Here is a 21,074-nt window from a genome sequence, read left to right as displayed (position 1 = left end):
TGATCGTGGTGCGAGAGCCGACGGCTCACGCGTCCTGCACGTGCTCGCTCAGCTCGGCGATGTCGGCGCGCACGCGGTCGATTCGCTGAGAGGTCATGATGGCGGGGTCGTTGAGCGCAAGCGTTTCACGGATGCGCTTCGAGAGCTGCACCACGAGCGGGGCTCGGTCCTTCATTGAAGGCGCGGGGGCTGCGACGCCCACTCCGACTGCGAGCAGCGCCTCGATCGCGAGGAGCCGCTCGGCGGCCTCCAGGCTGTCCTCGAGGAGGCGCACGGCGAGGTAGCCCTGCGCGTTGTGGTCCTCGACGCCATCGCCGACGACCCCGCCGAGGTGCGAGACGGGCGCCGCGAGCTGCTGGAGTCGCGCCATGAGCGATGAGGCCGTGTTCGCGAGGATGACGGGCACGAACGGATGCTCGGCGTCGTCGATCGACAGCACCTGCTCGACAAGCGAGCGCTCGGAGCGGAGGCGCCTGATCATGAGGGAGCAGCGCCGCTCGCTCATGATGCCGAAGTGCGCGAGGAGGAGGCGGACGGAATCGGCGGTGATCGCCATCTGGATCGTCGAGAAGTTGCCGTTGGAGATGATGACGTCGTTGTCGACGTCGATGTACGGGTTCTCGCTGCGCGCGTTCAACTCGACCGTGACCGACTCGCGCAGCACATCCGCCTGCTCGATGAGCGTGCCGTGCACCTGCGGGACGGTGCGCATGGAGAGCGGGTCCTGCAGTGAGCCTGCCGTCGCAGGGCCGTAGGCGCGACTCGAGCCGAGGAGCGAGCGGAACCGGGCGGCGGCGCGGATCTGACCTGGGTGGGGTCGCGCCGCTACGACCTTCTCCTGGAAGCCCTTGACGCTGCCGTTGAGGGCGTCGAAGGTGTGGGCGACGACGAGGTCCGCTGAGGCGGTGAAGCGGTCGAGTCGCACGGAGGTGAGGGCGGCGATGCCCACCGAGGCGGCGTTCGCGCCGACGAGGGCGAGGCCGTCCTTCGCGGCGAGCTCGAGCGGGACGAGCCCTGCCGTCGCGAGCGCCTCGCGGGCGGGGACGGTCTGCGTGCCCGTCTCGTCGAGCACCCGGCCGCGGCCGACGAGCACGTTGCCGATCGCCGCGAGCATGGACAGGTCCGCCGCGCCGACGGAGCCCTCTGACGGGATGGCGGGGGTCACGCCGCATTCGAGGAGGCAGCGCAGCCCCTCGAAGAGCGACGTCGTCGCACCCGAATTGCCCTGCGCCATGACGGCGAGGCGCGCGAGCATGACGGAGCGAGCCTCGATCGGGGTGAGGTTCCTGCCGACGGCCGCGTCGTGGGACGCGAGGACGAACAGCTGGAACGCGTGCTGCAGCTCCTCGGGAATCTCCTGGTCGCGCAGCGGGCCGAGGCCGCGATTCACGCCGTACGCGGGCTCGCCGCGCGCCATGACGCTCTCGATGACGCCGCGGGCCTCCGCGAGCCGGACCCGGACGTGCGGGTCGATGTCGAGGTGGCCGACCGTGACCGCCAGCCGCTCCAGGATGCGCGGCGTCATTCGGTCGCGGCCGATGACGAAGCTCGAGAGCGGCAGCGACGCCTCAGCGCTGGTCCCCGCGAGCGCGTTGACGCCAGCGGACGACCCGTCCGTGACCGAGCGCTTCGCCTGCGCGGCACGCCTGTTGGGGCGCATCGTGGGGCGCACTTGCGGCCGCTGCTCGGCGTCTGCGTGCTGCTGCATCCGGAACTCGCTTCTGGTGGATCTTGGAACTTGAGGGGTGAAGAAAGCGGGGGAGGTGGGTTTGGCGGTTGTGCCTTGTGGTGCCGCCAGGAGGTGTGGATGCGGACGGCGCTTGGCCGGCCGCATCCACCCTCAGGGCGGTCGTGCAGGTGCTTCGGTGCCTAGGCGCCGAGGAGGCCCTTCTCGGTGAGCCAGTCGGTCGCGGCCTTGGTCGGCTCGACCTTCTCCTCGCCCGAGACCCGCGTGTTCAGCGCGATGAGCTCGTCGGTGGTCAGCTGCGCCGAGATGGCGTCGATGACCTCGGCGACCTCGGGGGTGAGCTTCTCGGTGTTGCCGACCGGGACGACCTGCTGCGCCGGGAAGTTGTTCTTCGGGTCCTCGAGCACGACCAGGTCGTTCTCGACGATCGCGGGCGACGTGGTGAAGATGTTCGCCACCTGCACCTGTCCGCTGACGAGCGCGTCGACCGTTGCCGGTCCGCCACCGTCGGCGATGGGGGTGAAGGCGCTGGGCTCGACACCGTAGTTCGCCTTCAGGCCGGGCAGGCCCTGCGGGCGCTCCTGGAACTCCGCCGGGGCACCGTAGGTGATCTCGGCGTTGTGCGCGGCGAGGTCGGCGATGGTCGTCAGGTTCCACTTCTCAGCGGTCTCCTTCGTGACGACGACCGCGTCCTTGTCCTCGGCCTCGGCCGGGGTGAGGCCCGTGAGGCCCTCCGCCTCGAGTGCCGCGGTGAGACCTGTGTTGATGGTCTCCGCATCGGAGGTGTCCGCCTCGGGGTCGAGGAAGATGAGCAGGTTGCCGGTGTAGTCGGGGATCAGGTCGATCGATCCGTCCGACAGCGCCGGGATGTACGCCTCGCGCGAGCCGATGTTGAACTGCGTCTCGACGGTGAAGCCAGCATCCTTGAGCGCTTCCGCGTACAGGTTGCCGATGATCTCCGACTCCGGGAAGTTCGCCGAGGAGACGACGATGGTGTCGCTGGACGCTGCTCCCTCGTCCGTTCCAGCGTCGGGGGCGGTCGGGTTCGAGCAGGCTGAGAGGAGACCGATCGCTGCAAGCGCAGCGATGCCTCCAGTGATCAGGCGTGTCTTCTGCATTGGGGTTTCCCTATCTTCGGCGGTAGCCAGAACATCAGTGATGTGCGGCCATCTTAGGAATGTGCCCCATGAATTCGGGACGCGCTTCCCGGAAGGCGCGAATTAACTCTGTGTTACGTGCCCAACGCACGGGAAAGCTCCCGTGTTCCCTCGGCTCGCGCCGCACATCTCGATTGGATCTCGGCGACGTCGGCGAAGCCGACCCCCAACGCAGGCCCCAGCGAAACCGGGTAGACATGTGACCGTGACGACCACTGCGCCTCTTCCCCTCATCGCCGTCATCGCGACGGGCGGCACCATCGCCAGCACGACAACCGCCTCGGGGGCGACGACGCCCAGTCTCGGCGCGGATGCGCTGCTCGCAGGGGCAGACGCGCCCGGCGCCCGCCTGCGGCCCGTGAACCTCATGGCCGTCGACTCGTCGAGCCTCACCCTCGGCGAGATGCAGTCCATCAGCGACGAGGTGCGCCGCCAGGTCGAGGACGACGAGGTCAGCGCCGTCATCGTGCTGCACGGCACCGACTCCATGGAGGAGTCGTCGCTGCTCACCGACCTGCAGCTCAAGAGCTCGAAGCCCGTCATCTTCACCGGTTCGCAGTTCACCGCCGAGTCTGAGGCGCCGGACGGTCCCGCGAACGTCGCCGCAGCCCTCGCCGCCGCGCTCGATCCCGCCAATCGCGGGCGAGGCGTGCTCGTCGCGTTCGGCGGCCGACTGCTCAAGGCGTGGGGCCTCACGAAGGCATCCGCGGACCGGGCGGATGCATTCCGGAGCGTCACCGACAGGCCCGCCCGCCGGCTGCATCTGCCGGCACCGGTCACCGGAATGCGCGTCGACACCGTCGCCGTCATGCCGGGCGGCGACGCCACACACCTGCACGCGAGCCTCGAAGCCGGCGTGCAGGGCATCGTGCTCGTCGGCCTCGGCTCCGGCAACGCCAGCCAGAGCATCGTCTCCGCCGCATGGGAGTGCCAGGCTTCCGACATCCCGCTCGTCGTCTCGAGCCGCGTGCCCTTCGGCGTCCTCAAGGCCAGCTACGGCGGAGGCGGGGGCGGGCACGACCTCGCGGTCGTCGGCGCCATCCACGCCGCGGTGCTGCGTGCCGGACAGGCGCGCATCCTGCTCGCCGCCCTCCTCGCCAACGAGGCGACCGGCGAGGAGATCGCGGCGGCGTTCGCCGCCGAGTAGCGGTGCGGGGCGCAGGCGGCGCCATCCCGCCTTTGCCTTTGCCGCTGCGCGGGAGTGCGGCGGCGGACCGTGCGCTGCGGCTTTTCGACCCGGGTGAGTTCAGCCGCTACGGACGCCTGTCCAACTTCCGGGACGAGAGGGCGACGGATGCCCCACAACGCGCGAACCCGGCCGTTTCAGCACTGACCTTGGCCAGGTGGGCGCGGATTTTCCGGGCGCCGCTTCGACGTTGCGCGGACGCCTGTCCAACATCAGTGCGATATCGGGCCCGAGAGCGCCGAAACGCCCTCGGATCGCGTCTATTGCACTGATGTTGGTCAGGCCGCGCGAAGACCCGCGTGCTCGTGGCCGCGCTTCTTCGTCCGTCCGCGAGAAGCGGCGACTCCCGTCCTGCTAGCCGGCGTAGCTGCCGACGAGGCGCACGGCGCCGCCGTCGACGCCCTTGGCGCCCTGCTCGAAGCCGTCGAAGTCGCGGGCCTCGGTCGAGATGGTGCCAGCGACCCAGGAGGGGAGGCCAGCGGCCTCGAGCCACTCGACGACCGCGGATGCGCGCTGCGCGTCGACGACCGCGAACATGCCGATGCCGAGGTTCCAGGTGCCTTCCGTCGACTCGAGGTCGGTGCCGGCAAAGCCCGCGAGGACGCGGAAGATGTCGTTCGGGGACCAGGCGCCGCGGTCGAGCTCGATCCACGCGCCCTGCGGGAGGACGCGGGCGAGGTTCGCTGCGATGCCGCCGCCGGTGACGTGGCTGAAGGCGTGCACGGCGCCGTCGAGGGCTGGCTCGGCGAGAAGACGGACGAGCGGGCCGGTGTAGAGGCGCGTCGGCTCGAGGAGCACTTCGCCGACGACCCCGCCCAGCTCCGCTGAGGTGTCCGTGAAGGCGAGACCCTGGTCGGCGATGATGCGGCGAACCAGCGAGTAGCCGTTCGAGTGGAGGCCGCTCGACGCGATCGAGATGACGACGTCGCCGTGCTGCACGCGCTCTGGTCCGAGCATCCGGTCGGCTTCGACGACGCCGACTGCGGCACCCGCCACGTCGTAGTCGTCTGGCCCGAGAAGGCCGGGGTGCTCTGCCGTCTCGCCGCCGGTCAGCGCGGTGCCGGTCTCGGCGCACGCCTTCGCGATGCCCTCGACGATCGAGGCGATGCGCTCAGGCACCACGCGGCCGCAGGCGATGTAGTCGGTCATGAAGAGGGGCTCCGCGCCCACGACGATGATGTCGTCAACGACCATCGCCACGAGGTCCTGCCCGATGGTGTCGTGCTTGTCGATGGCCTGCGCGATCGCGACCTTCGTTCCGACACCGTCCGTCGACGTGGCGAGGATGGGCTTCGTGAACGACGTCAGACGCGACGCGTCGAAGAGGCCCGCGAAACCGCCGACGCCGCCGAGCACTTCTGGTCCGTGGGTCGCCTGGACGGCGCGCTTCATGAGCTCGACGGCGGTATCACCCGCGCGGGTGTCGACGCCAGCGGCGGCGTAGAGGTCGTTGCCTGACACAGGGATGCCCTTTCCTCGGGGGATGCGCCCAACAGCCTAGCCCGCCGCGCGGGTGACGCCGGAAGCGAACCCTTCCCACACTGGTGCGCGCGGACTCGCCAGCTGTGACAAAATCGAAACATCGTTCAGGGCCCCTCGTGGGCCTCCTTGAAATCGGGCCCTCACGGGCGCGCTTACCTGTGCTTGGAGCTTCCCCAGCGTGTGCGGCATTGTTGGTCACGTCTCGACCAGTCCCGTCAACCAACAGATCTACGATTCCCTCCTGCTCCTGCAGCACCGCGGCCAGGATTCGTCCGGCATCGCGACGGCTGACGGGGACACGTTCCACATCGCGAAAGTCAAGGGGCAGGTCCGCGAGGGCTACCGCACCCGTGACATGCGCAACCTGCTCGGCAACGTCGGCCTCGGCCACGTCCGCTACGCGACGGCTGGCAGCGCGAAGAGCGATGACGAGGTGCAGCCGTTCTACGTGAACGCGCCGTACGGCATCGTCCTCGTGCACAACGGCAACCTCACCAACACGCGAGAGCTGCGCAAGGAGCTCTTCAACGTGGACCGCCGCCACCTGAACTCGTCGAGCGACACCGAGCTGCTGCTCAACGTCCTCGCGAACGAGCTGCAGCACGGCATCAACGGCGAGGACCTCACCCCGGACGAGCTGTTCGACTCGATCTCCCGCCTGCACGACCGGGTCGAGGGCTCGTACGCATCCGTCGCCCTCATCTCCGGATACGGGCTGCTCGCCTTCCGCGACCCGTTCGGCATCCGCCCCCTCGTCCTCGGTCGCCGCGACGACGAGCACGGCCGCGACGAGTGGGTCGTCGCGTCCGAGTCGCTCGTGCTCGAGTCGGGTGGCTACGACCTGGTCCGCGACGTCGAGCCCGGCGAGGCTATCTTCATCTCCATGGGCGGCGAGCTGTTCTCACGCCAATGCGCCGTGAACCCGCGCCTCGTGCCCTGCTCGTTCGAGTACGTGTACCTCGCGCGCCCCGACTCCGTCATGAACGGCATCTCGATCTACGAGTCGCGCCTGCGCATGGGGAAGACCCTCGCCGCGAACGTCGAGCGCAGCATCAGCGCCGGCGACATCGACGTGGTCATGCCCATCCCGGACTCGGGCCGCCCCACGGCGATGGAGATGGCGAAGACCCTCGGCATCGACTACCGCGAGGGCTTCTACAAGAACCGCTACGTGGGCCGCACGTTCATCATGCCGGGGCAGAAGGTGCGCAAGAAGTCGGTGCGCCAGAAGCTCAACGCGCTCCCCACCGAGTTCCGCGGCAAGAACGTGCTGCTCGTCGACGACTCGATCGTGCGCGGCACGACGTCGAAGGAGATCGTCGAGATGGCCCGGCAGGCCGGCGCCAACTCGGTGACGTTCGCATCCGCCGCTCCCCCGGTCCGCTACCCGCACGTGTACGGCATCAACATGCCATCGCGCGGCGAGCTCGTCGCATCCGGCCGCTCGATCGAGGAGATCGCGTCGGTCATCAGCGCCGACCGCCTCGTCTACCAGGAGGTCAGCGACCTGTTCACGGCCATCACCGAGGGCTCGAACGTGAAGGAGCTCGACATGAGCTGCTTCGACGGCAACTACGTCACCGGAACCGTCACCCCCGAGTACCTCGCCTGGCTCGAGCTCAACACGAAGAGCTAGCCAGCCGGCGGCACGCCGCAGCCGGCGGCCGCGCCCGCGCCCGCGCATCCTTGCCGCCCGACGGGGCCATACATCTGGGAAACGCATGTTCGTCGCGCAACGAGCATGCGTTTTCCACATGTGTCACGGGACGCGGGACGCCGGGCCCGAGGCGGGCGGCAGGGCGGGGCGCCGGTAGAGTCCTCGCATGACCGACGCTCCCCTCGCGCCCCGCAACCGAACCCGCGACCTCACGCAGATCGCCGTGTTCGCGGGCATCGTGGCGGCCCTCGGCGTGGTGCCGGCCATCACGATCCCCGGCCCGGGCGTCCCGATCACGCTGCAGACCCTCGGCGTCATGCTCGCGGGGGCCGTGCTGGGCGCGAAGCGCGGGTTCTCCGCACTGCTGCTCTTCAACGTCCTCGTGCTCGCGGGGCTCCCGCTCCTCGCTGGCGGCCGCGGCGGCCTGGCCGTGCTGGCAAGCCCGACCGTCGGCTACTTCATCGGCTTCCCGATCGCGGCCTTCGCCGTCGGCTGGCTCGTCGAGCGCTTCGGGAACCCGTTCCGCCTTCTGCCCGGCATCCTCGCAACCGTCGTCGGCGGCGTGTTCGTGCTCTACGTCCCCGGCATCATCGGCGTCGCGCTCGTGGCCCAGATCACGTTCGGTGCCGCTGCCGTCTCGGCTCTCGCGTTCCTGCCGGGCGACCTGGCGAAGGCGGTCATCGCGGCGCTCATCGCCCGTGGCGTCCACAAGGCGTACCCGGGGCTCATCTCCGGTCGTCGGCACCGGCGGAACGCCGCGTCCAGTGCAGCAGCGGCACCGGCAGTGGATGCGTGACCTCTCGGCCCCCGCGTCCCCGCACCTCCGCCCGATGAACGAGGCCGGCGCATGATCGAGCTGCACGGCGTGAGCGTCGCGTTCGGCGACGGCGCCCAACGGCGATGGGTGCTCGACGACATCTCGGTCGCACTCGGCGAGCAGCGAATCGGGATCATCGGCGCCAACGGCTCAGGCAAGTCGAGCCTCGCGAGGCTCCTCAACGGACTGCTGCTGCCGACGAACGGAACGGTGTCCGTCGACGGCTTCGACACGAAGCGGAACGGGCGAGAGGTGCGACGGCGCGTGGGGTTCTGCTTCACCGACCCCGACTCGCAGATCATCATGCCGACCGTCGGCGAGGACGTCGCCTTCGGTCTCGGGCGGCGGGGCCTCAGCAAGGCCGAGATCGCCGCACGGACGGCCCACGCACTCGAGCGGGTCGGGCTCGCCGACCGCGCCGACCACCCCGCGCACCTCCTCTCCGGCGGGCAGAAGCAGCTGCTCGCCCTCGCGGCGGTCCTCGTGACCGAGCCGAGCATCCTCATCCTCGACGAGCCCACGACCCTCCTCGACCTGCGCAACTCGCGCGCCATCGCGGCCCGCATCGCACGCCTGCCGCAGCAGGTGGTCCTCGTGACCCACGACCTCGACCTGCTCCGCACCTTCGATCGCGTGCTCGTGGTCCACGAGGGGCGCATCCACTTCGACGGGTCGCCGTCGGAAGCCATCGCCGCGTACCGGGCCGCGGTCGAGGCCGAAGGGGCGCCGTGAAGCCCGCATCCCGGCAAACGGAGTTCTGGGACGCCCGCCTCGACGGCCAAGGGCGCGCCGTGGGGCACCCGCTCTCGCCGGGCACAGCACGTGGCTGACCGCACTTCGCCGCTCGCGGTCTACGTGCCCGGGGCATCCATCGTCCACCGGCTGCCGGCAGGGGCGAAGCTGCTCGCGCTCGTCGCCGCCGGCGCAGCGGTGCTCGCGATCGCGTCGCCGCTCGCCGCCGGCATCGCGGTCGCGACTGCGCTGCTCGGGTTCGCGGTCGCGCGACTGAGCCTGCGCTACGCCTGGCGCGGCGTGCGGCCCATGTGGATCTTCCTGATCGGCATCTTCGCCTTCCAGTGGTGGAGCGCCGACCTCGCCCGGGCTCTCGGCGTCGTCGGGTCGATCGTCGCGCTGTTCCTCGCGGCCACCCTCGTCAGCCTCACGACCCGCACGACCGACATGATCGACGCCATCGTGTGGCTGCTCCGGCCGCTCCGCCGCCTGGGCGTCAACCCCGACAGAGTCGCCCTGCAGCTCGCCCTCGGCGTGCGAGCGGTGCCGCTCGTCGCCGAGCTCGCCGAGACCGCGAGGCAGGCGCAGTACGCACGCGGCCGCCGCGGCAGCCCGCGTGCTTTCGCCGTGCCGCTTGTCGTGCGAGCGCTGCGTCGCGCCGACGCCATGTCAGACGCGCTCCGCGCACGCGGCCTCGATGACTGAGGCCCCCGTGGCATCGGAACCCTCGAGAGCGCCTAGCTGCGGTTCTCGAGCTCGTCGGCGCGAATGAGACGCGCGTCGACCGACTGCTTCGCGGAGACCCGACCCGCGATGTACCCGGCGAGCCCGCCGAGTGCAAGCGTGACGGGCACCGTGAATGCGAGGAGGAACGCGAACACCTGGATGCGCGTGAACGCCTCGTTGGGAGGGAACGCGAACGTGAGGATCGTCACGAGCACCACGCCGACGATGGCACCGAGCACCAGGAAGCTGCTCATGCGAGGGACTCGGTGCACCTTCGCGTCCATCTCCCGGACGCCGTCATCCTCGTCTTCGTCGATGAGCTCGGCGAACTCGGCCGAGTAGCCGTCCAGCTCGCCGCCGGCTTGGACCGTGCGGTCAGCCGTCGGTTCGGCACCACCTTCAGGTCGCGGCGGAGTGGGTTCGTTCTCGCGGAGCATGCATCCATTGTCGCGCAGTTCCCGGTGAGTGCGCGCAGGATGAGCGGTGGCCGAGCTGGCGGCTCAGTCGCGGCACGACGCCCTCAGCGGCGCACGAGCGGCAGCCAGGCCGAGACGTCGGCGCGGGTCCCTGAGGCGCGCACGCGGTTCGCGTCGAAGGCCTCCCGCCATGAGGTCCGGCCCGTTGCCAGCTCGAGCCAGGTGTCGGCGTCGAGCTCGATGACGTTCGGCGGCGTGCCCCTCGTGTGGCCCGGGCCCTCGACGCATTGCACGGCCCCGAACGGCGGGACGCGAACCTCGACGCTCGCTCCAGGCGCGCGGTCCTCGAGGGCCTGCAGGGTGTAACGGACGGCAGTCGCGGCATCGGCGCGAGGGGTCGGGCGCCCCTGGGCGCGAGCTTCAGACCATGCGGTGATGGCTCCGAGGCCAGCGGCGTCAGCGATTCGGGGTTTCGGCACGTCCTTATTGTGCTCCAGCCGCACCCACGGAGTCGGTGAGCGACGCACCTCGCCGGGGCGGGCTGCCAACTTCGGTGACTCTTCGGTGTTTTCGCTCCGCCGACGCCGTGATCCGGGGACGCAGTCACCGAAACTGGCGACCGGTGCGCGACGAGACGCTGAAAGAAGCGCCGCCGGTGTCGCCGGCCGGTCATCTGCGTTCACGCGGGAGCGGGAGCCGTCGTCCCCGGTTAGGCTGGTGCGGTGAGAATTCTCGTCCTCGGATCCGGTGCCCGCGAGCACGCAATTGTTGCCGCTCTCCACAGCGAGCGCGCACACTCGATCGTCACGGCCCCGGGCAACCCGGGTATCGCCGCCGAGTCTGAGGTGATCAGGCTCGACGTGAACAATCCGTCCCTCGTGACGGAGTTCGCGAAGGACGAGGGCTTCGACCTCGTGGTCATCGGCCCGGAGGCGCCGCTCGTCGCGGGTGTCGCCGACGCGCTGCGCGACGCGGGCATCCCCGTCTTCGGTCCGTCGAAGGCCGCGGCCGAGATCGAGGGTTCGAAGACCTTCGCGAAGGACGTCATGTCCCGCGCCGGTGTGCCGACGGGCGGCGCGCGCCTCGCGACGACGCTCGACGAGGCTGCCGCGGCGATCGACGAGTTCGGCGCTCCCTACGTCGTGAAGGCCGACGGCCTCGCGTCCGGCAAGGGCGTCATGGTGACGGAGAGCCGCGAGGACGCGCTCATCCACGCCGAGCACTGGCTCGCGGCCGGCCCCGTGCTGGTCGAGGAGTTCCTCGACGGCCAGGAAGTGTCGCAGTTCGTCTTCTCCGATGGGGTCAACGTCCGCGCCCTCCCGCCCGCGCAGGACTTCAAGCGCCTCCTCGCCGGCGACGGTGGCCCGAACACGGGCGGCATGGGCGCGTATACGCCCGTCCCGTTCCTCGGCGACCGCTTCGGTGGCGAGCGTGCCTTCTCGAAGCTCATCGTGGACCAGGTCGCGAAGCCCGTCGTCGACGAGATGCGCGCGTCCGGAACGCCGTTCGCGGGGCTCCTCTACTGCGGACTCATCGTGACGAGCGCCGGCATCCGCGTCATCGAGTTCAACGCGCGCTTCGGTGACCCCGAGACGCAGGCCGTGCTCGAGCGCCTCGGCCAGCCGCTGTCCGAGCTGCTGTACGCGTCGGCGACCGGCACCCTCGGGCACCTGCCAGAGGAGCTCGCGATCGCCGACAACGCGGCGGTCACGATCGTGCTCGCGAGCGAGGGCTACCCGGAGGACGTCCAGTCGGGCCGCACCATCACAGGTGTGCAGGATGCGCTGGCCGAGCCGAACGTGAAGGTGCTGCAGGCGGCCACGACCCAGCGGGACGATGACACTCTCGTGACGAGCGGAGGCCGCATCCTCAACGTCGTCGGCACGGGCGCGACCATCGCAGAGGCTCGGGCGTTCGCGTACCAGGGGCTCTCGCGCATCCACGTCGACGGCGCGCAGTACCGCGCAGACATCGCCGAGCTCGCGGCCCGCGAGCAGCAGTCGTGACCGGCGCCGCGCTGACTCCCACGCTCGAAGGGTGGTCGCACGTCTCGTCCGGCAAGGTGCGCGACGTGTACGAATCACCGTCCGATGACCGCGTGCTGCTCGTGGTCGCGAGCGACCGCGTGAGCGCATTCGACCACATCCTGTCGCCCGGCATTCCCGGGAAGGGCGCTCGCCTCACGGCGTTGAGCCGGTGGTGGTACGACCGCATTGCAGTGCCGAATCACCTGCGCGAGCCGTCGGGGTGGGATGCCCGCCTCCCGGCCGACGTGGCGGCGCGGTCGATGCGCGTCGCACGTCTCGAGATGTTCCCCGTCGAGTGCGTCGTGCGCGGCTATCTGACCGGTTCGGGGCTCATCGAGTACCGCGAGCACGGCACCGTGTGCGGAATCGCACTGCCGACCGATCTTGAGGACGGCGACCGACTTCCGGCGCCGATCTTCACTCCGGCCTACAAGGCGCCCCAGGGTGAGCACGACGAGAACATCAGCTTCGAGAAGATGATCGAGCTCGTGGGCCTCGACGATGCAGTCGCCCTGCGTGACCTGTCGCTGCGCGTGTTCCGCGAAGCGTCCGCGATCGCCGAGCAGCGCGGCGTGATCCTGGCCGACACGAAGTTCGAGTTCGGGCGCAATCCCGCCAACGGCGAGATCACGCTCGGCGACGAGGTGCTCACAAGCGACTCGTCACGCTACTGGGACGCGAAGCTGTACGCCGACACGGCGCTGCCCCTGAAGCAGCGGCTGTCGTCGTTCGACAAGCAGATCGTCCGCGACTGGCTGTCCTCGAACTGGGACAAGCAGGGTGAGCCGCCCGCGCTTCCGTCCGGGATCATCGAGCGCACCCAGGCCCGGTACGCGGAGCTCTTCGATCGCCTCGGAGTCGACGCCTAGCCCGAGCCTCCCCGGCCAGGCCGCTGCCGTGCGGACGAGCGCGCCCCTTGCTCGGCGCGCGCAGCGGACTTAGGGTCGTCATTCCGCGGTCTCAACGACCTCAACACCGCCCTGGAATTCCGCTGCCCCTCATGGACGCGCGGGTCCTCCTGCTTCCTCACCCTCGAGACTGGACCCGCCGTGCCCTCCTCCCCCACATCCGCACCGGCGTCGGCCGCACCGGTCGCCATCTCGCCCGAGGAGCGGCAGTCGGTGCTGCGCACGCTGCGCTCGCCTCGCCTGCTCAAGGTGGAGGTGCTCGGTGGCCTGGTCGTGGCGCTCGCGCTGATTCCGGAGGCGATCGCGTTCTCCGTCATCGCGGGCGTTGACCCGCGGGTGGGCCTCTTCGCCTCGTTCACGATGGCGGTCTCGATCGCGATCCTGGGCGGCCGACCCGCCATGATCTCCGCGGCGACCGGTGCTGTGGCTCTCGTCATCGCACCCCTCATGGCCTCGCACGGCCTCGACTACCTGATCGCGGCGGTGCTCCTCGCCGGTGTGCTGCAGGTGCTGCTCGCCGTGATCGGGGTCGCGAAGCTCATGCGGTTCATCCCCCGCCAGGTGATGGTCGGGTTCGTGAACGCGCTCGCGATCCTCGTGTTCCTGGCGCAGGTGCCCGAGCTGCTCGGGGTCCCGTGGCTCGTGTATCCGCTGACTCTGCTCGCGCTCGTCATCGTGTTCGGTCTGCCTCGGCTGACGACGGTCGTGCCAGCCCCGCTCGTGGCGATCGTCGTGCTGACGCTCATCACGGTGCTCGCGTCGCTCAGCGTTCCGACAGTTGGCGACAAGGGCGAGCTGCCGAGCACCCTGCCCGGGTTCTTCGTGCCGGACGTGCCGCTCACGTTCGAGACGCTGCAGGTCATCTTCCCGTTTGCGCTCGCCATGGCATTCGTCGGGCTGCTCGAGTCGCTCATGACGGCGAAGCTGGTCGACGACATCACGGACACCCGTTCGAGCAAGACCCGCGAAGCGTGGGGGCAGGGCGTCGCGAACGTCATCACCGCCTTGTTCGGCGGCATGGGCGGGTGCGCGATGATCGGGCAGACGATGATCAACGTGAAGGCGTCGGGTGCTCGGACTCGCATCTCGACGTTCCTCGCCGGGGTCTTCCTCCTGCTGCTCGTGGTGCTGCTGGGCGACGTGGTGGCGCTCATCCCGATGGCCGCGCTGGTCGCCGTCATGATCTTCGTGTGCTGGGCGACGTTCGACTGGCACTCGATCCGCCCGTCGACGCTGCGCGGGATGCCGCTCAGCGAGACGGCGGTCATGCTCGTGACGGTGGTCGCGACGGTCGCGACGCACAACCTCGCCATCGGCGTCGGAGCCGGCGTGCTGTGCGCCGTGCTGCTCTTCGCGCGTCGTGTCGCGCACGTCGTCGACGTGCGGCGGACCCTGTCGGATGACGGCGCGCTCGCCTCGTACGCGGTGACGGGCCAGCTGTTCTTCGCGTCCTCGAACGACCTGTACGCGCAGTTCGACTACGCGTCCGACCCGGCGCGGGTGGTCATCGACCTGAGCGCGGCGCACGTCTGGGATGCGTCGACCGTCGCCGCGCTCGATGCCGTCATCGAGAAGTACGAGAGGCACGGCGCCACTGTGGAGGTCGCCGGCTTGAATGCCGAGAGCGAGACTCGCCTGCAGCGGATGCGCGACGTGCTGCCGGGCGGCGGGCACTAGCCCTTCGCGCCGGGGCCTCGCCTCGGCCGCTCTCGTGCGCGATCATGGTCGCATGGAGTTCTCGTTCTCGAATCCGCTGTGGAGATGGGACAGGCGGCGTGAGCTGTGGACGTTCGTGAGCCTCAGCGAGGACGCGTCCGACAGGATCGCGGCCGCCACGGAGCGCTTCACGCACGGCTTCGGCTCGGTGCGGGTGGAAGCGACGGTCGGGGGCTCCACCTGGCGCACGTCGATCTTCCCGAGCGACGACGCCTACATCCTGCCCATCAAGAAGGCCGTGCGCGAAGCCGAGGGGCTCGAGCTGGATGCGCCGGTGGTCGGCAAGGTGCGTCTCGTCGACCTCGGGGAGCGGTGACCTGGGACACCTGAGCATGCGCCGGGTGCGCGCGGACCGTGCTCGCGTGAGGCGCGCACCCGGAGCCCGAGGGACTAGTGCGAAAGGGCCGGCTCTGTGGCGTCTTCCGCCTCGATCTCGCGGCTGAGCGAGAGCCCCTGGTTCCGACGTCGGAACAGCAGCGCGGAGACGACGGCCCCGAGGGCGAAGAAGCCTCCACCCCACCAGTAGGCGGCGGCGTAGCTGGCGATCATGGCGTCGCCGACAGCATCCCGGCCATGCTCGAGCAGATAGTCGGTGGCGGCCGTCGCGGCGAGCGTGTTGAGCAGCGCGGTCCCCACCGAGCCACCAACCTGCTGACTGGTGTTGACCATCGCCGACGCGACCCCCGCGAACTCGCGGTCGACGCCGAGTGTGGCCGTCTGCATGGACGCCGGCATGATCGTGCCCATCGCGAATCCGATCATCATCAGCGGCGGCATGACGTGCGCCGCGTACGAGCTGGTCGCGTCCAGGAATGTGAGCAGGACCATGCCGCTCGCGGCGATCGTCATGCCGATCGGTACGAGGATCTTCGGGCCGAAGCGGGGCACGAAGATGTTCGTGCCCAGCTGTGCGGCGAGCACGAGCATCGCGATCATGGGCAGGAACGCGAGACCCGTCTGGATGGGCGAGTAGCCGAGCGTCAGCTGCAGGTAGTAGGTGACGAACAGGAAGATGCCGAACATGCCGGCACCCGCGATCATGACCGACAGGTAGGCGGCGCCACGGTTGCGGTCGCGAACGATGTGCAGCGGCAGCAGCGGATGCCCGGCGCGGGTCTGCCAGAACGCGAACGCCGCGAGGAACACCACTGAGCCGGCGAGCATGCCCCACGTGAGCGGCGCACCCCATCCGTCGGTCTCGGCGTGCGAGAAGCCGTAGACAAGCGCGAAGAGGCCTGCGGAGACGAGCAGCGTTCCGGGGATGTCGAGCTTGGGGCGTGGGCCCGTGCGGGCGATCGACGGCACGAAGACGAAGGCGCCGACCAGCGCGACGGCAGCGATCGCGACGTTGATGTAGAGGTTCCAGCGCCAGTCGAACGCCTCGGTGAGCACGCCACCGAGGAGCAGCCCGACAGCTCCGCCCGCGCCAGCGATCGCACCGAAGACGCCGAACGCCCTGGCCCGCTCCTTGGGGATCGTGAAGGTCGTCGTGAGGACGGCGAGGGCCGTCGGCGCGAGCAGTGCGCCGAAGACGCCCTGCAGGGCGCGAGCCGCGACGAGCAGCTCGAAGGACGGGGCAGCGCCGCCGAGGGCGGAGGCGACCGCGAAGCCGATGAGGCCGATGACGAACGTGCGCTTGCGCCCCATGAGGTCGGACAGACGACCGCCGAGGAGCAGGAGGCTGCCGAAGGCGAGCGAGTAGGCCGTGACGATCCACTGCCGCTGGCCGTCGGAGAAGCCGAGGTCTGCTTGCGCGGACGGCAAGGCGATGTTGACGACGGTCGCGTCGAGCACGACCATCAGCTGGGCGAGGCCGACGACGACCAGCGTCAACCAGCGGCGGCGGTCCGTCGCGAGTGCAGAGGATTCAGACATGCGCATCACCATATCCGAGACTGAGCGGTTTCGGATACACTCAGTTCCGTAATGTGCACGGCTAGTCTGTGCAACGACGAGAGGCGGTTTCGATGACGGAGACTAACCTTGCCGACAGCTCCCCCGAAGCGCCGGCGACACCAGACGAGGCAGCGACGGCAGCGACGGCAGCAGCATCGGGCGATTCCGACGGCGAAGCGAAGCCACGGCTCGGACGCAAGCGCGACCACACGCGCGACACCGACATCCTCGAGGCCGCACTGGACGTGCTCGCCGAGACGGGGTACGACGGCATGACGATCGACATGGTGGCGACCCGGGCGAAGGCGGGCAAGGCCACACTGTACCGTCGCTGGGTCTCGAAATCGGACCTCGTGCTCGATGCGGTGGCCTGCATGAAGTCGAAGGACCTCGACCTCGACGCGCTCCCCGACACGGGCACCCTGCGGGGCGACCTCATCGCCCTCGTTCGCCCCCCGAACATCCGCGACGCCGAGCGCAAGCTCAACGTCATGACCGGCGTCGTGTCGATGATCGCGCGCGACCCGGAGATGGCCGCCGCCGCACAAGCGGCGATCGTCGCTCCCCGTGCAGCCGCGAACCGCGTCATCTTCGAGCGAGCGATCACGCGGGGTGAGATCGCCGCAGACGTGAACCTCGACACCCTGAGCATGATCGCGCCAGCCATGGCCGCATTCCGCACGCTGATCCTGCGCCAGTCTCCAGATCGCGACTTCCTGATCGGCATCATCGACGACGTCGTGCTTCCAGCCGCCCATCGCAGGACCCCCGCGCACTGACGTGCGCACGCACGCGAAAAGGGAGAGCCCGTCGGCTTTCCTCGCGAGAAAACTACGGACCCTCCCCTGCGCCGCCACGCTGATTGAGCAGCAGGCGGAATGAGCTCGGCGCGCCCCGGGTGTCGCGACGCGGCGCGGCCGAGCTCAGTTCAGGAAGCGGCTGGTGGCGGAGAGCCGCCGTGGATGCCCTACGCGGCTGGCACCAGGATCTCGCGCACCAGCGCGTCGAGCTGCGCATCCGCGTCGAGGAACTGACGGAGCGTATTGCGTGCCGCGCCGAAGTTCTCGAACTCCTCCGGCGCCATGCCTTCGACCTCGTAGGCGCGACGGAACTCGCTGAGCGTGCCCAGCTCCTCGAGGATCGCGGCGTCGACGGGCACGTGGATGCGCTCGGAGACGGGGAGGTTGTTCTCGTTGATGCGGGCCTGCCAGTCGAAGGGCGGCGAGACGACGACGTCGCCGCCGACGAGCTCGGACCACTGCAGCTGGTTGCGGAAGGCCGCCGACAGCACGCGGCTGCGGTAGCCGCGCTCCTGGAACACGGCGTGCGCGCGCTTGAGCGCCGCGACTCCTGCCCATTCCAGGATGCCGGGGGTGACGAGGATGCGGTTCGCGGTCGTCCACTTCTTGAGCCAGTCATCGAGACGCCCACCCATGATCGTCACGACGTGGCCGAACTCCTGCTCGGGGAGGCCATCGGCCGCACGGCGGTCGAGCGCCCGCTCGAGCGCGGCGCCGACGGCAACAGCCTGCGGCACGGTGAAGCTCAGGGTCGCATTGATGCTGACGCCGCGGTAGGCGGCCTCTTCCATCGCCTCGATGCCCGTCTTCGTTGCGGGGATCTTGACGATGATGTTCTTCGCGAGCTTCGAGAACTCCTCGGCCTGGTCGGCGAGGGCTGCGGCGTTGCGGTGCAGGCGCGGGTCGGTCTGGATGGAGAGGCGGCCGTTGCGCCCCCCGCTTCGCTCGAACTCCGCCTCGAGGAGTCGAGCCGCGTCGATGGACAGGTCGCGGACAGCCTGCCAGCCGATCTCCGACTCGCCCCACGTCGGGTTCTGGGCGGCGATCTCCGTGATGCGCGGGCCCCAGACGTCCGGGCGCTTCTTGATGGCCGCGAACGCGATGACGGGGTTGCAGGTCGCACCGACAGCCCCGAACTCGATGGACTTCGTGAGCTCATCGGGGTCCGCCGAGTCGTTCCACAACGCGGTCTTCGTGTTCTGCGCGGCCCAGGCGAGGGGCGCGAGCTCCGTCGCCGGGGTGCCGTTGTCGTTGGAAGGCGCTGTTTCGAGCAGGGTCATGCTGGTCTCCTCATCGGTGGCTGTGGGCCGGGTTCGCCGGCGCCGCGGCAGACGCGAACCCGGGGTTTCGGGACCTCGAGCCTCGTGCGCCAGCACCGACGCGGAGGCTCGCCCTCGAGTCCGCCTCGGCATCAGCACACCGCCGCATATGTCCTGACATTAGCACAAGTAGATGCGCGCCTGAAGGGTTGCAGAGCCGGGCCGGAGACCTCCGGGCACGTGCCGCTACTTGCCACCTCGATACGTCGTACGCTCCACGCGTGACATGCCCTTCTTCGGACGCTGCAGGATGATGACCGCGACGACGGACGCCACGAGCAGCAGTGCACTCAGCATCCCGAGCACCCAGAGGACGTCGTAGAGGTAGCGGTCCCACCATGACGGCTCGAACTCGACCACCGCGCGCCACACGTTGACGAACGCTTCCGGAGCACTGTCGGCACGAGCGTTGTCTTCGCCAGCGACCCACAAGGCTGGCGCGAGGAAGACCAGCATGAGCATGCCAGAGAAGGTGAGGCGCACGATCCGCGCCTGTGCGAGGCTTCCCTTCGGCACCTCCTCGCCATTGATCTCGGCGGCTCTGGCCGGGTCCCTCCAGGAGAGGACCGGCAGCACGATGAAGACGAGACCGACAAGAGCCCCGAGCATCACGGCGGCGATGCCGATGAGCCACGTGAGGAAGACGTTGAGCAGCACTTCCGCGACCGGACTGCTCGCCTCGTTGAGGACCGGCACGATGCCGCCGGTGAGCGTGAGCACCACCAGGAGCACTGCGCCGACCAGCAGCGCCGCCGTGAAGAGGAGCGGACCCACGACGAGGGTTCGGACCATGAAGCGACCGAGGAACGGCTGCTTGGTCTGCGGGCCCAGCAGTTCGACGCTGAGCCAGATGCCGAGGAGCGCTGGTGCCCCCATGCCGACATACGACCACGTGGACGCGTCGTACGGGAACTGCGAGATGTCCGCGACCGTGTACAGCGTCCAGACGCCGACGAGGACCGTCACAGCGATGCTCGCCGAGCTGAGTTCAGCCAGAACCCCCTTCTCCCGAGCGCCCCGGGTCAGCCGCTCGAACATCAGACGTCGATGCTCGAGCCCTTGGCGCCTGGGGCGGCGTCGGCCGGGGCATCGTCTTCGTCGAGGTTCTTGCGCCAGGGCAGCCTCGTTCGCATGTCATCAGGCAGGGCGTCGTCTTCCTGCAGCTTCTCGAGGGGCTCGTACCAGGCGCGGATGAGCGCCCAGCTGACCGCCGCGACGGGCACGGCCAGCAGCGTGCCGACGATGCCTCCCAGGATCGTGCCGACCGTCAGCGCGATGAGCACGACGAGCTCGTGCAGCTTGAGCGACTTGCCGAGCACAACCGGCTGGAGGAAGTTGCCCTCGAGCTGGTTGACGAGCACGACGATGCCGACGACCACGATGGCGGGGACGAGCCCGTTCGTGACGAGCGCGACGAGCGCCGCGAGGATGCCGGCCAGCGTCGCTCCCACGATCGGGATGAACGCGAGGATGAACACGAGCACCGCGAGTGGGAACGCCAGCGGCACGCCGACGATGGCGAGCCCGATGCCGATGAACACCGCATCCACGAGCGCCACGATGACCGTGCCTCGCACGTACCCGCCCATGACCTCCACCGCACGGGACCCCATGAGTCGCGCGCGGCGCTTGTTCGCGCCCTTGAGCGGCTTCGTCAGGAAGCCCCAGATGAGCGGCCCGTCTTTCATGAAGAAGAACAGGATGACGACGAAGAGCACGCCGCTCGTGATGAACGTGGTGACGCCGGAGATGCCAGCGGTAAGCCCGGTCGCGGCCGCGTTGCCGAACTGGCTCGTGAAGATGAAGTCCTGCGCCTGCCCGATCCACTCGTTGATCTGGTCCTGGTCGATCGCGATCGGGAACGTCGCGTTCACCCACTCGATGGCCTGGTTGAAGCCCTGAACCGCCTGCTCCGACAGCTCCGACCACTGATTGCGCACGAGCAGCACGACCATCGTGAGCGCGCCGCCGAGGAACACGATGATGGCCAGCAGCACGGTGATGGTCGCGAGCGCCGGCGGCCATCTCTTCGAGGTGAGGAATCGGATGATCGGCCACGCGGCGGCCGACACGATGAGCGCCAGCAGCACGGGGATGACGACGATCGTGACCTGCAGACCGGCGAAGATGAGCAGGATCGCAGCAGCGACGATGACGAGCCCCTGCAGCGCGCGAGTCGCGACGCGACCAAGCTGGTCCGTCCACATGACGCCGACGCTCGTGGGGCGACGGCCGCGACCCTCGCCGTCGTCTGGCGCGTACGCCTGGACAGCATTGCCGCCGACCATGACCTCATCTCGCGCCGGAGCATCGAGGTGCTCGATGGGCGGCGACGACTGCGCCGCCAACTGGGCCGCGACGGACGACGCGGAGGGCGCGGGCAGCACTGGTGTGGGACGCCCCACCCGCTTGTCGCCGCCGAAGAGGCGCTTGAGCTTGTCGCGCATGGATGCTCCCGAGATGTCAGCGATGCGGCCAGCGGGGATGCCCACGGCCGCGAATGTGGGTCAAGGCTATGCGTGTGCACCGACATTCTGGACGAGCCTCG

General features: G+C 69.4%; 19 protein-coding genes. 10 read left to right on the top strand and 9 right to left on the bottom strand.

Annotated features, from left to right (window positions below; genetic code table 11):
* Positions 1–25: 25 nt before the first annotated feature.
* Both C5C17_RS01490 and C5C17_RS01485 read right to left on the bottom strand, forming a co-directional pair.
* On the bottom strand, positions 26–1,708 hold the full coding sequence (locus tag C5C17_RS01490) for an aromatic amino acid ammonia-lyase (RefSeq protein WP_181028426.1): 1,683 nt from the start codon (positions 1,706–1,708) through the stop codon (positions 26–28).
* A gap of 161 nt (positions 1,709–1,869) precedes the next feature.
* Positions 1,870–2,805: an ABC transporter substrate-binding protein gene (locus C5C17_RS01485; protein ID WP_104251596.1), complete on the bottom strand. Its 936-nt coding sequence runs from the start codon at positions 2,803–2,805 to the stop codon at positions 1,870–1,872.
* A 244-nt stretch (positions 2,806–3,049) separates the two neighbouring features.
* Here C5C17_RS01485 and C5C17_RS01480 point away from each other — a divergent pair, with 244 nt between their 5' ends.
* Positions 3,050–3,991, top strand: a complete 942-nt coding sequence (locus C5C17_RS01480; RefSeq protein WP_258065791.1) for an asparaginase domain-containing protein — start codon at positions 3,050–3,052, stop codon at positions 3,989–3,991.
* Positions 3,992–4,384: 393 nt separating this feature from the next.
* On the opposite strand, the gene purM is transcribed toward C5C17_RS01480, so the two are convergent.
* Positions 4,385–5,497, bottom strand: a complete 1,113-nt coding sequence (purM, locus tag C5C17_RS01475) for a phosphoribosylformylglycinamidine cyclo-ligase (protein WP_374953884.1) — start codon at positions 5,495–5,497, stop codon at positions 4,385–4,387.
* Between the two features lie 193 nt (positions 5,498–5,690).
* On the opposite strand from purM, the gene purF reads away from it, so the two are divergent.
* The 4 genes from purF to C5C17_RS01455 all read left to right on the top strand — a co-directional run bounded on the left by purF (position 5,691) and on the right by C5C17_RS01455 (position 9,423).
* Positions 5,691–7,148 (top strand): amidophosphoribosyltransferase, encoded by a 1,458-nt coding sequence (gene purF / locus C5C17_RS01470; RefSeq protein ID WP_104251594.1) that lies wholly within the window; start codon positions 5,691–5,693, stop codon positions 7,146–7,148.
* A gap of 187 nt (positions 7,149–7,335) precedes the next feature.
* Positions 7,336–7,965 (top strand): biotin transporter BioY, encoded by a 630-nt coding sequence (locus tag C5C17_RS01465; RefSeq protein WP_104251593.1) that lies wholly within the window; start codon positions 7,336–7,338, stop codon positions 7,963–7,965.
* A 51-nt stretch (positions 7,966–8,016) separates the two neighbouring features.
* Positions 8,017–8,718 carry an energy-coupling factor ABC transporter ATP-binding protein gene (locus tag C5C17_RS01460; protein WP_104251592.1) on the top strand — a complete coding sequence of 234 codons (702 nt, stop codon included), beginning with the start codon at positions 8,017–8,019 and terminating at the stop codon, positions 8,716–8,718.
* A 90-nt stretch (positions 8,719–8,808) separates the two neighbouring features.
* Positions 8,809–9,423 (top strand): energy-coupling factor transporter transmembrane protein EcfT, encoded by a 615-nt coding sequence (locus C5C17_RS01455; RefSeq protein WP_104251591.1) that lies wholly within the window; start codon positions 8,809–8,811, stop codon positions 9,421–9,423.
* Positions 9,424–9,455: 32 nt separating this feature from the next.
* Here the strand turns inward: C5C17_RS01455 and C5C17_RS01450 are convergent, their stop codons facing one another.
* Complete coding sequence (locus tag C5C17_RS01450; RefSeq protein ID WP_104251590.1) at positions 9,456–9,881, bottom strand: hypothetical protein; 426 nt, start codon at positions 9,879–9,881, stop codon at positions 9,456–9,458.
* An 83-nt stretch (positions 9,882–9,964) separates the two neighbouring features.
* Complete coding sequence (locus C5C17_RS01445; protein ID WP_104251589.1) at positions 9,965–10,339, bottom strand: sterol carrier family protein; 375 nt, start codon at positions 10,337–10,339, stop codon at positions 9,965–9,967.
* Between the two features lie 243 nt (positions 10,340–10,582).
* Between C5C17_RS01445 and purD the strand changes: the two genes are divergently transcribed.
* From purD to C5C17_RS01425, 4 genes are all read left to right on the top strand, one after another.
* The gene (gene purD / locus C5C17_RS01440; protein WP_104251588.1) at positions 10,583–11,866 is read left to right on the top strand and encodes a phosphoribosylamine--glycine ligase; all 1,284 of its coding nucleotides are present in this window, start codon (positions 10,583–10,585) and stop codon (positions 11,864–11,866) included.
* Positions 11,863–12,756: a phosphoribosylaminoimidazolesuccinocarboxamide synthase gene (locus C5C17_RS01435; RefSeq protein ID WP_104251587.1), complete on the top strand. Its 894-nt coding sequence runs from the start codon at positions 11,863–11,865 to the stop codon at positions 12,754–12,756. The genes purD and C5C17_RS01435 overlap by 4 nt, the downstream gene beginning before the upstream one ends.
* A 180-nt stretch (positions 12,757–12,936) precedes the next feature.
* Complete coding sequence (locus tag C5C17_RS01430) at positions 12,937–14,472, top strand: SulP family inorganic anion transporter (protein WP_258065788.1); 1,536 nt, start codon at positions 12,937–12,939, stop codon at positions 14,470–14,472.
* Between the two features lie 52 nt (positions 14,473–14,524).
* Positions 14,525–14,827, top strand: coding sequence for a DUF1905 domain-containing protein (locus C5C17_RS01425; RefSeq protein WP_104251586.1), 303 nt, complete (start codon positions 14,525–14,527; stop codon positions 14,825–14,827).
* A 74-nt stretch (positions 14,828–14,901) separates the two neighbouring features.
* Here the strand turns inward: C5C17_RS01425 and C5C17_RS01420 are convergent, their stop codons facing one another.
* Positions 14,902–16,386: an MFS transporter gene (locus C5C17_RS01420; RefSeq protein ID WP_258065787.1), complete on the bottom strand. Its 1,485-nt coding sequence runs from the start codon at positions 16,384–16,386 to the stop codon at positions 14,902–14,904.
* A 92-nt stretch (positions 16,387–16,478) separates the two neighbouring features.
* Here C5C17_RS01420 and C5C17_RS01415 point away from each other — a divergent pair, with 92 nt between their 5' ends.
* Positions 16,479–17,186, top strand: a complete 708-nt coding sequence (locus C5C17_RS01415; RefSeq protein WP_104251584.1) for a TetR/AcrR family transcriptional regulator — start codon at positions 16,479–16,481, stop codon at positions 17,184–17,186.
* 188 nt (positions 17,187–17,374) lie between these two features.
* Here the strand turns inward: C5C17_RS01415 and C5C17_RS01410 are convergent, their stop codons facing one another.
* From C5C17_RS01410 to C5C17_RS01400, 3 genes are all read right to left on the bottom strand, one after another.
* Positions 17,375–18,487 (bottom strand): transaldolase family protein, encoded by a 1,113-nt coding sequence (locus tag C5C17_RS01410; protein WP_104251583.1) that lies wholly within the window; start codon positions 18,485–18,487, stop codon positions 17,375–17,377.
* A gap of 225 nt (positions 18,488–18,712) precedes the next feature.
* Positions 18,713–19,564: a hypothetical protein gene (locus C5C17_RS01405; protein ID WP_104251582.1), complete on the bottom strand. Its 852-nt coding sequence runs from the start codon at positions 19,562–19,564 to the stop codon at positions 18,713–18,715.
* Entirely contained in the window at positions 19,564–21,018 is a 1,455-nt protein-coding gene (locus C5C17_RS01400) for an AI-2E family transporter (protein WP_258065783.1), read from the bottom strand. Before C5C17_RS01400 ends, C5C17_RS01405 begins: the two co-directional genes overlap by 1 nt.
* Between the last annotated feature and the right edge of the window lie 56 nt (positions 21,019–21,074).

The organism is Pseudoclavibacter sp. RFBA6, from assembly GCF_002931575.1.
In the GTDB taxonomy this organism is placed as follows: domain Bacteria; phylum Actinomycetota; class Actinomycetes; order Actinomycetales; family Microbacteriaceae; genus Pseudoclavibacter; species Pseudoclavibacter terrae.
Note: the sequence above shows the minus strand (reverse complement) of the source record. Positions and strands in the feature narration are given on the sequence as shown.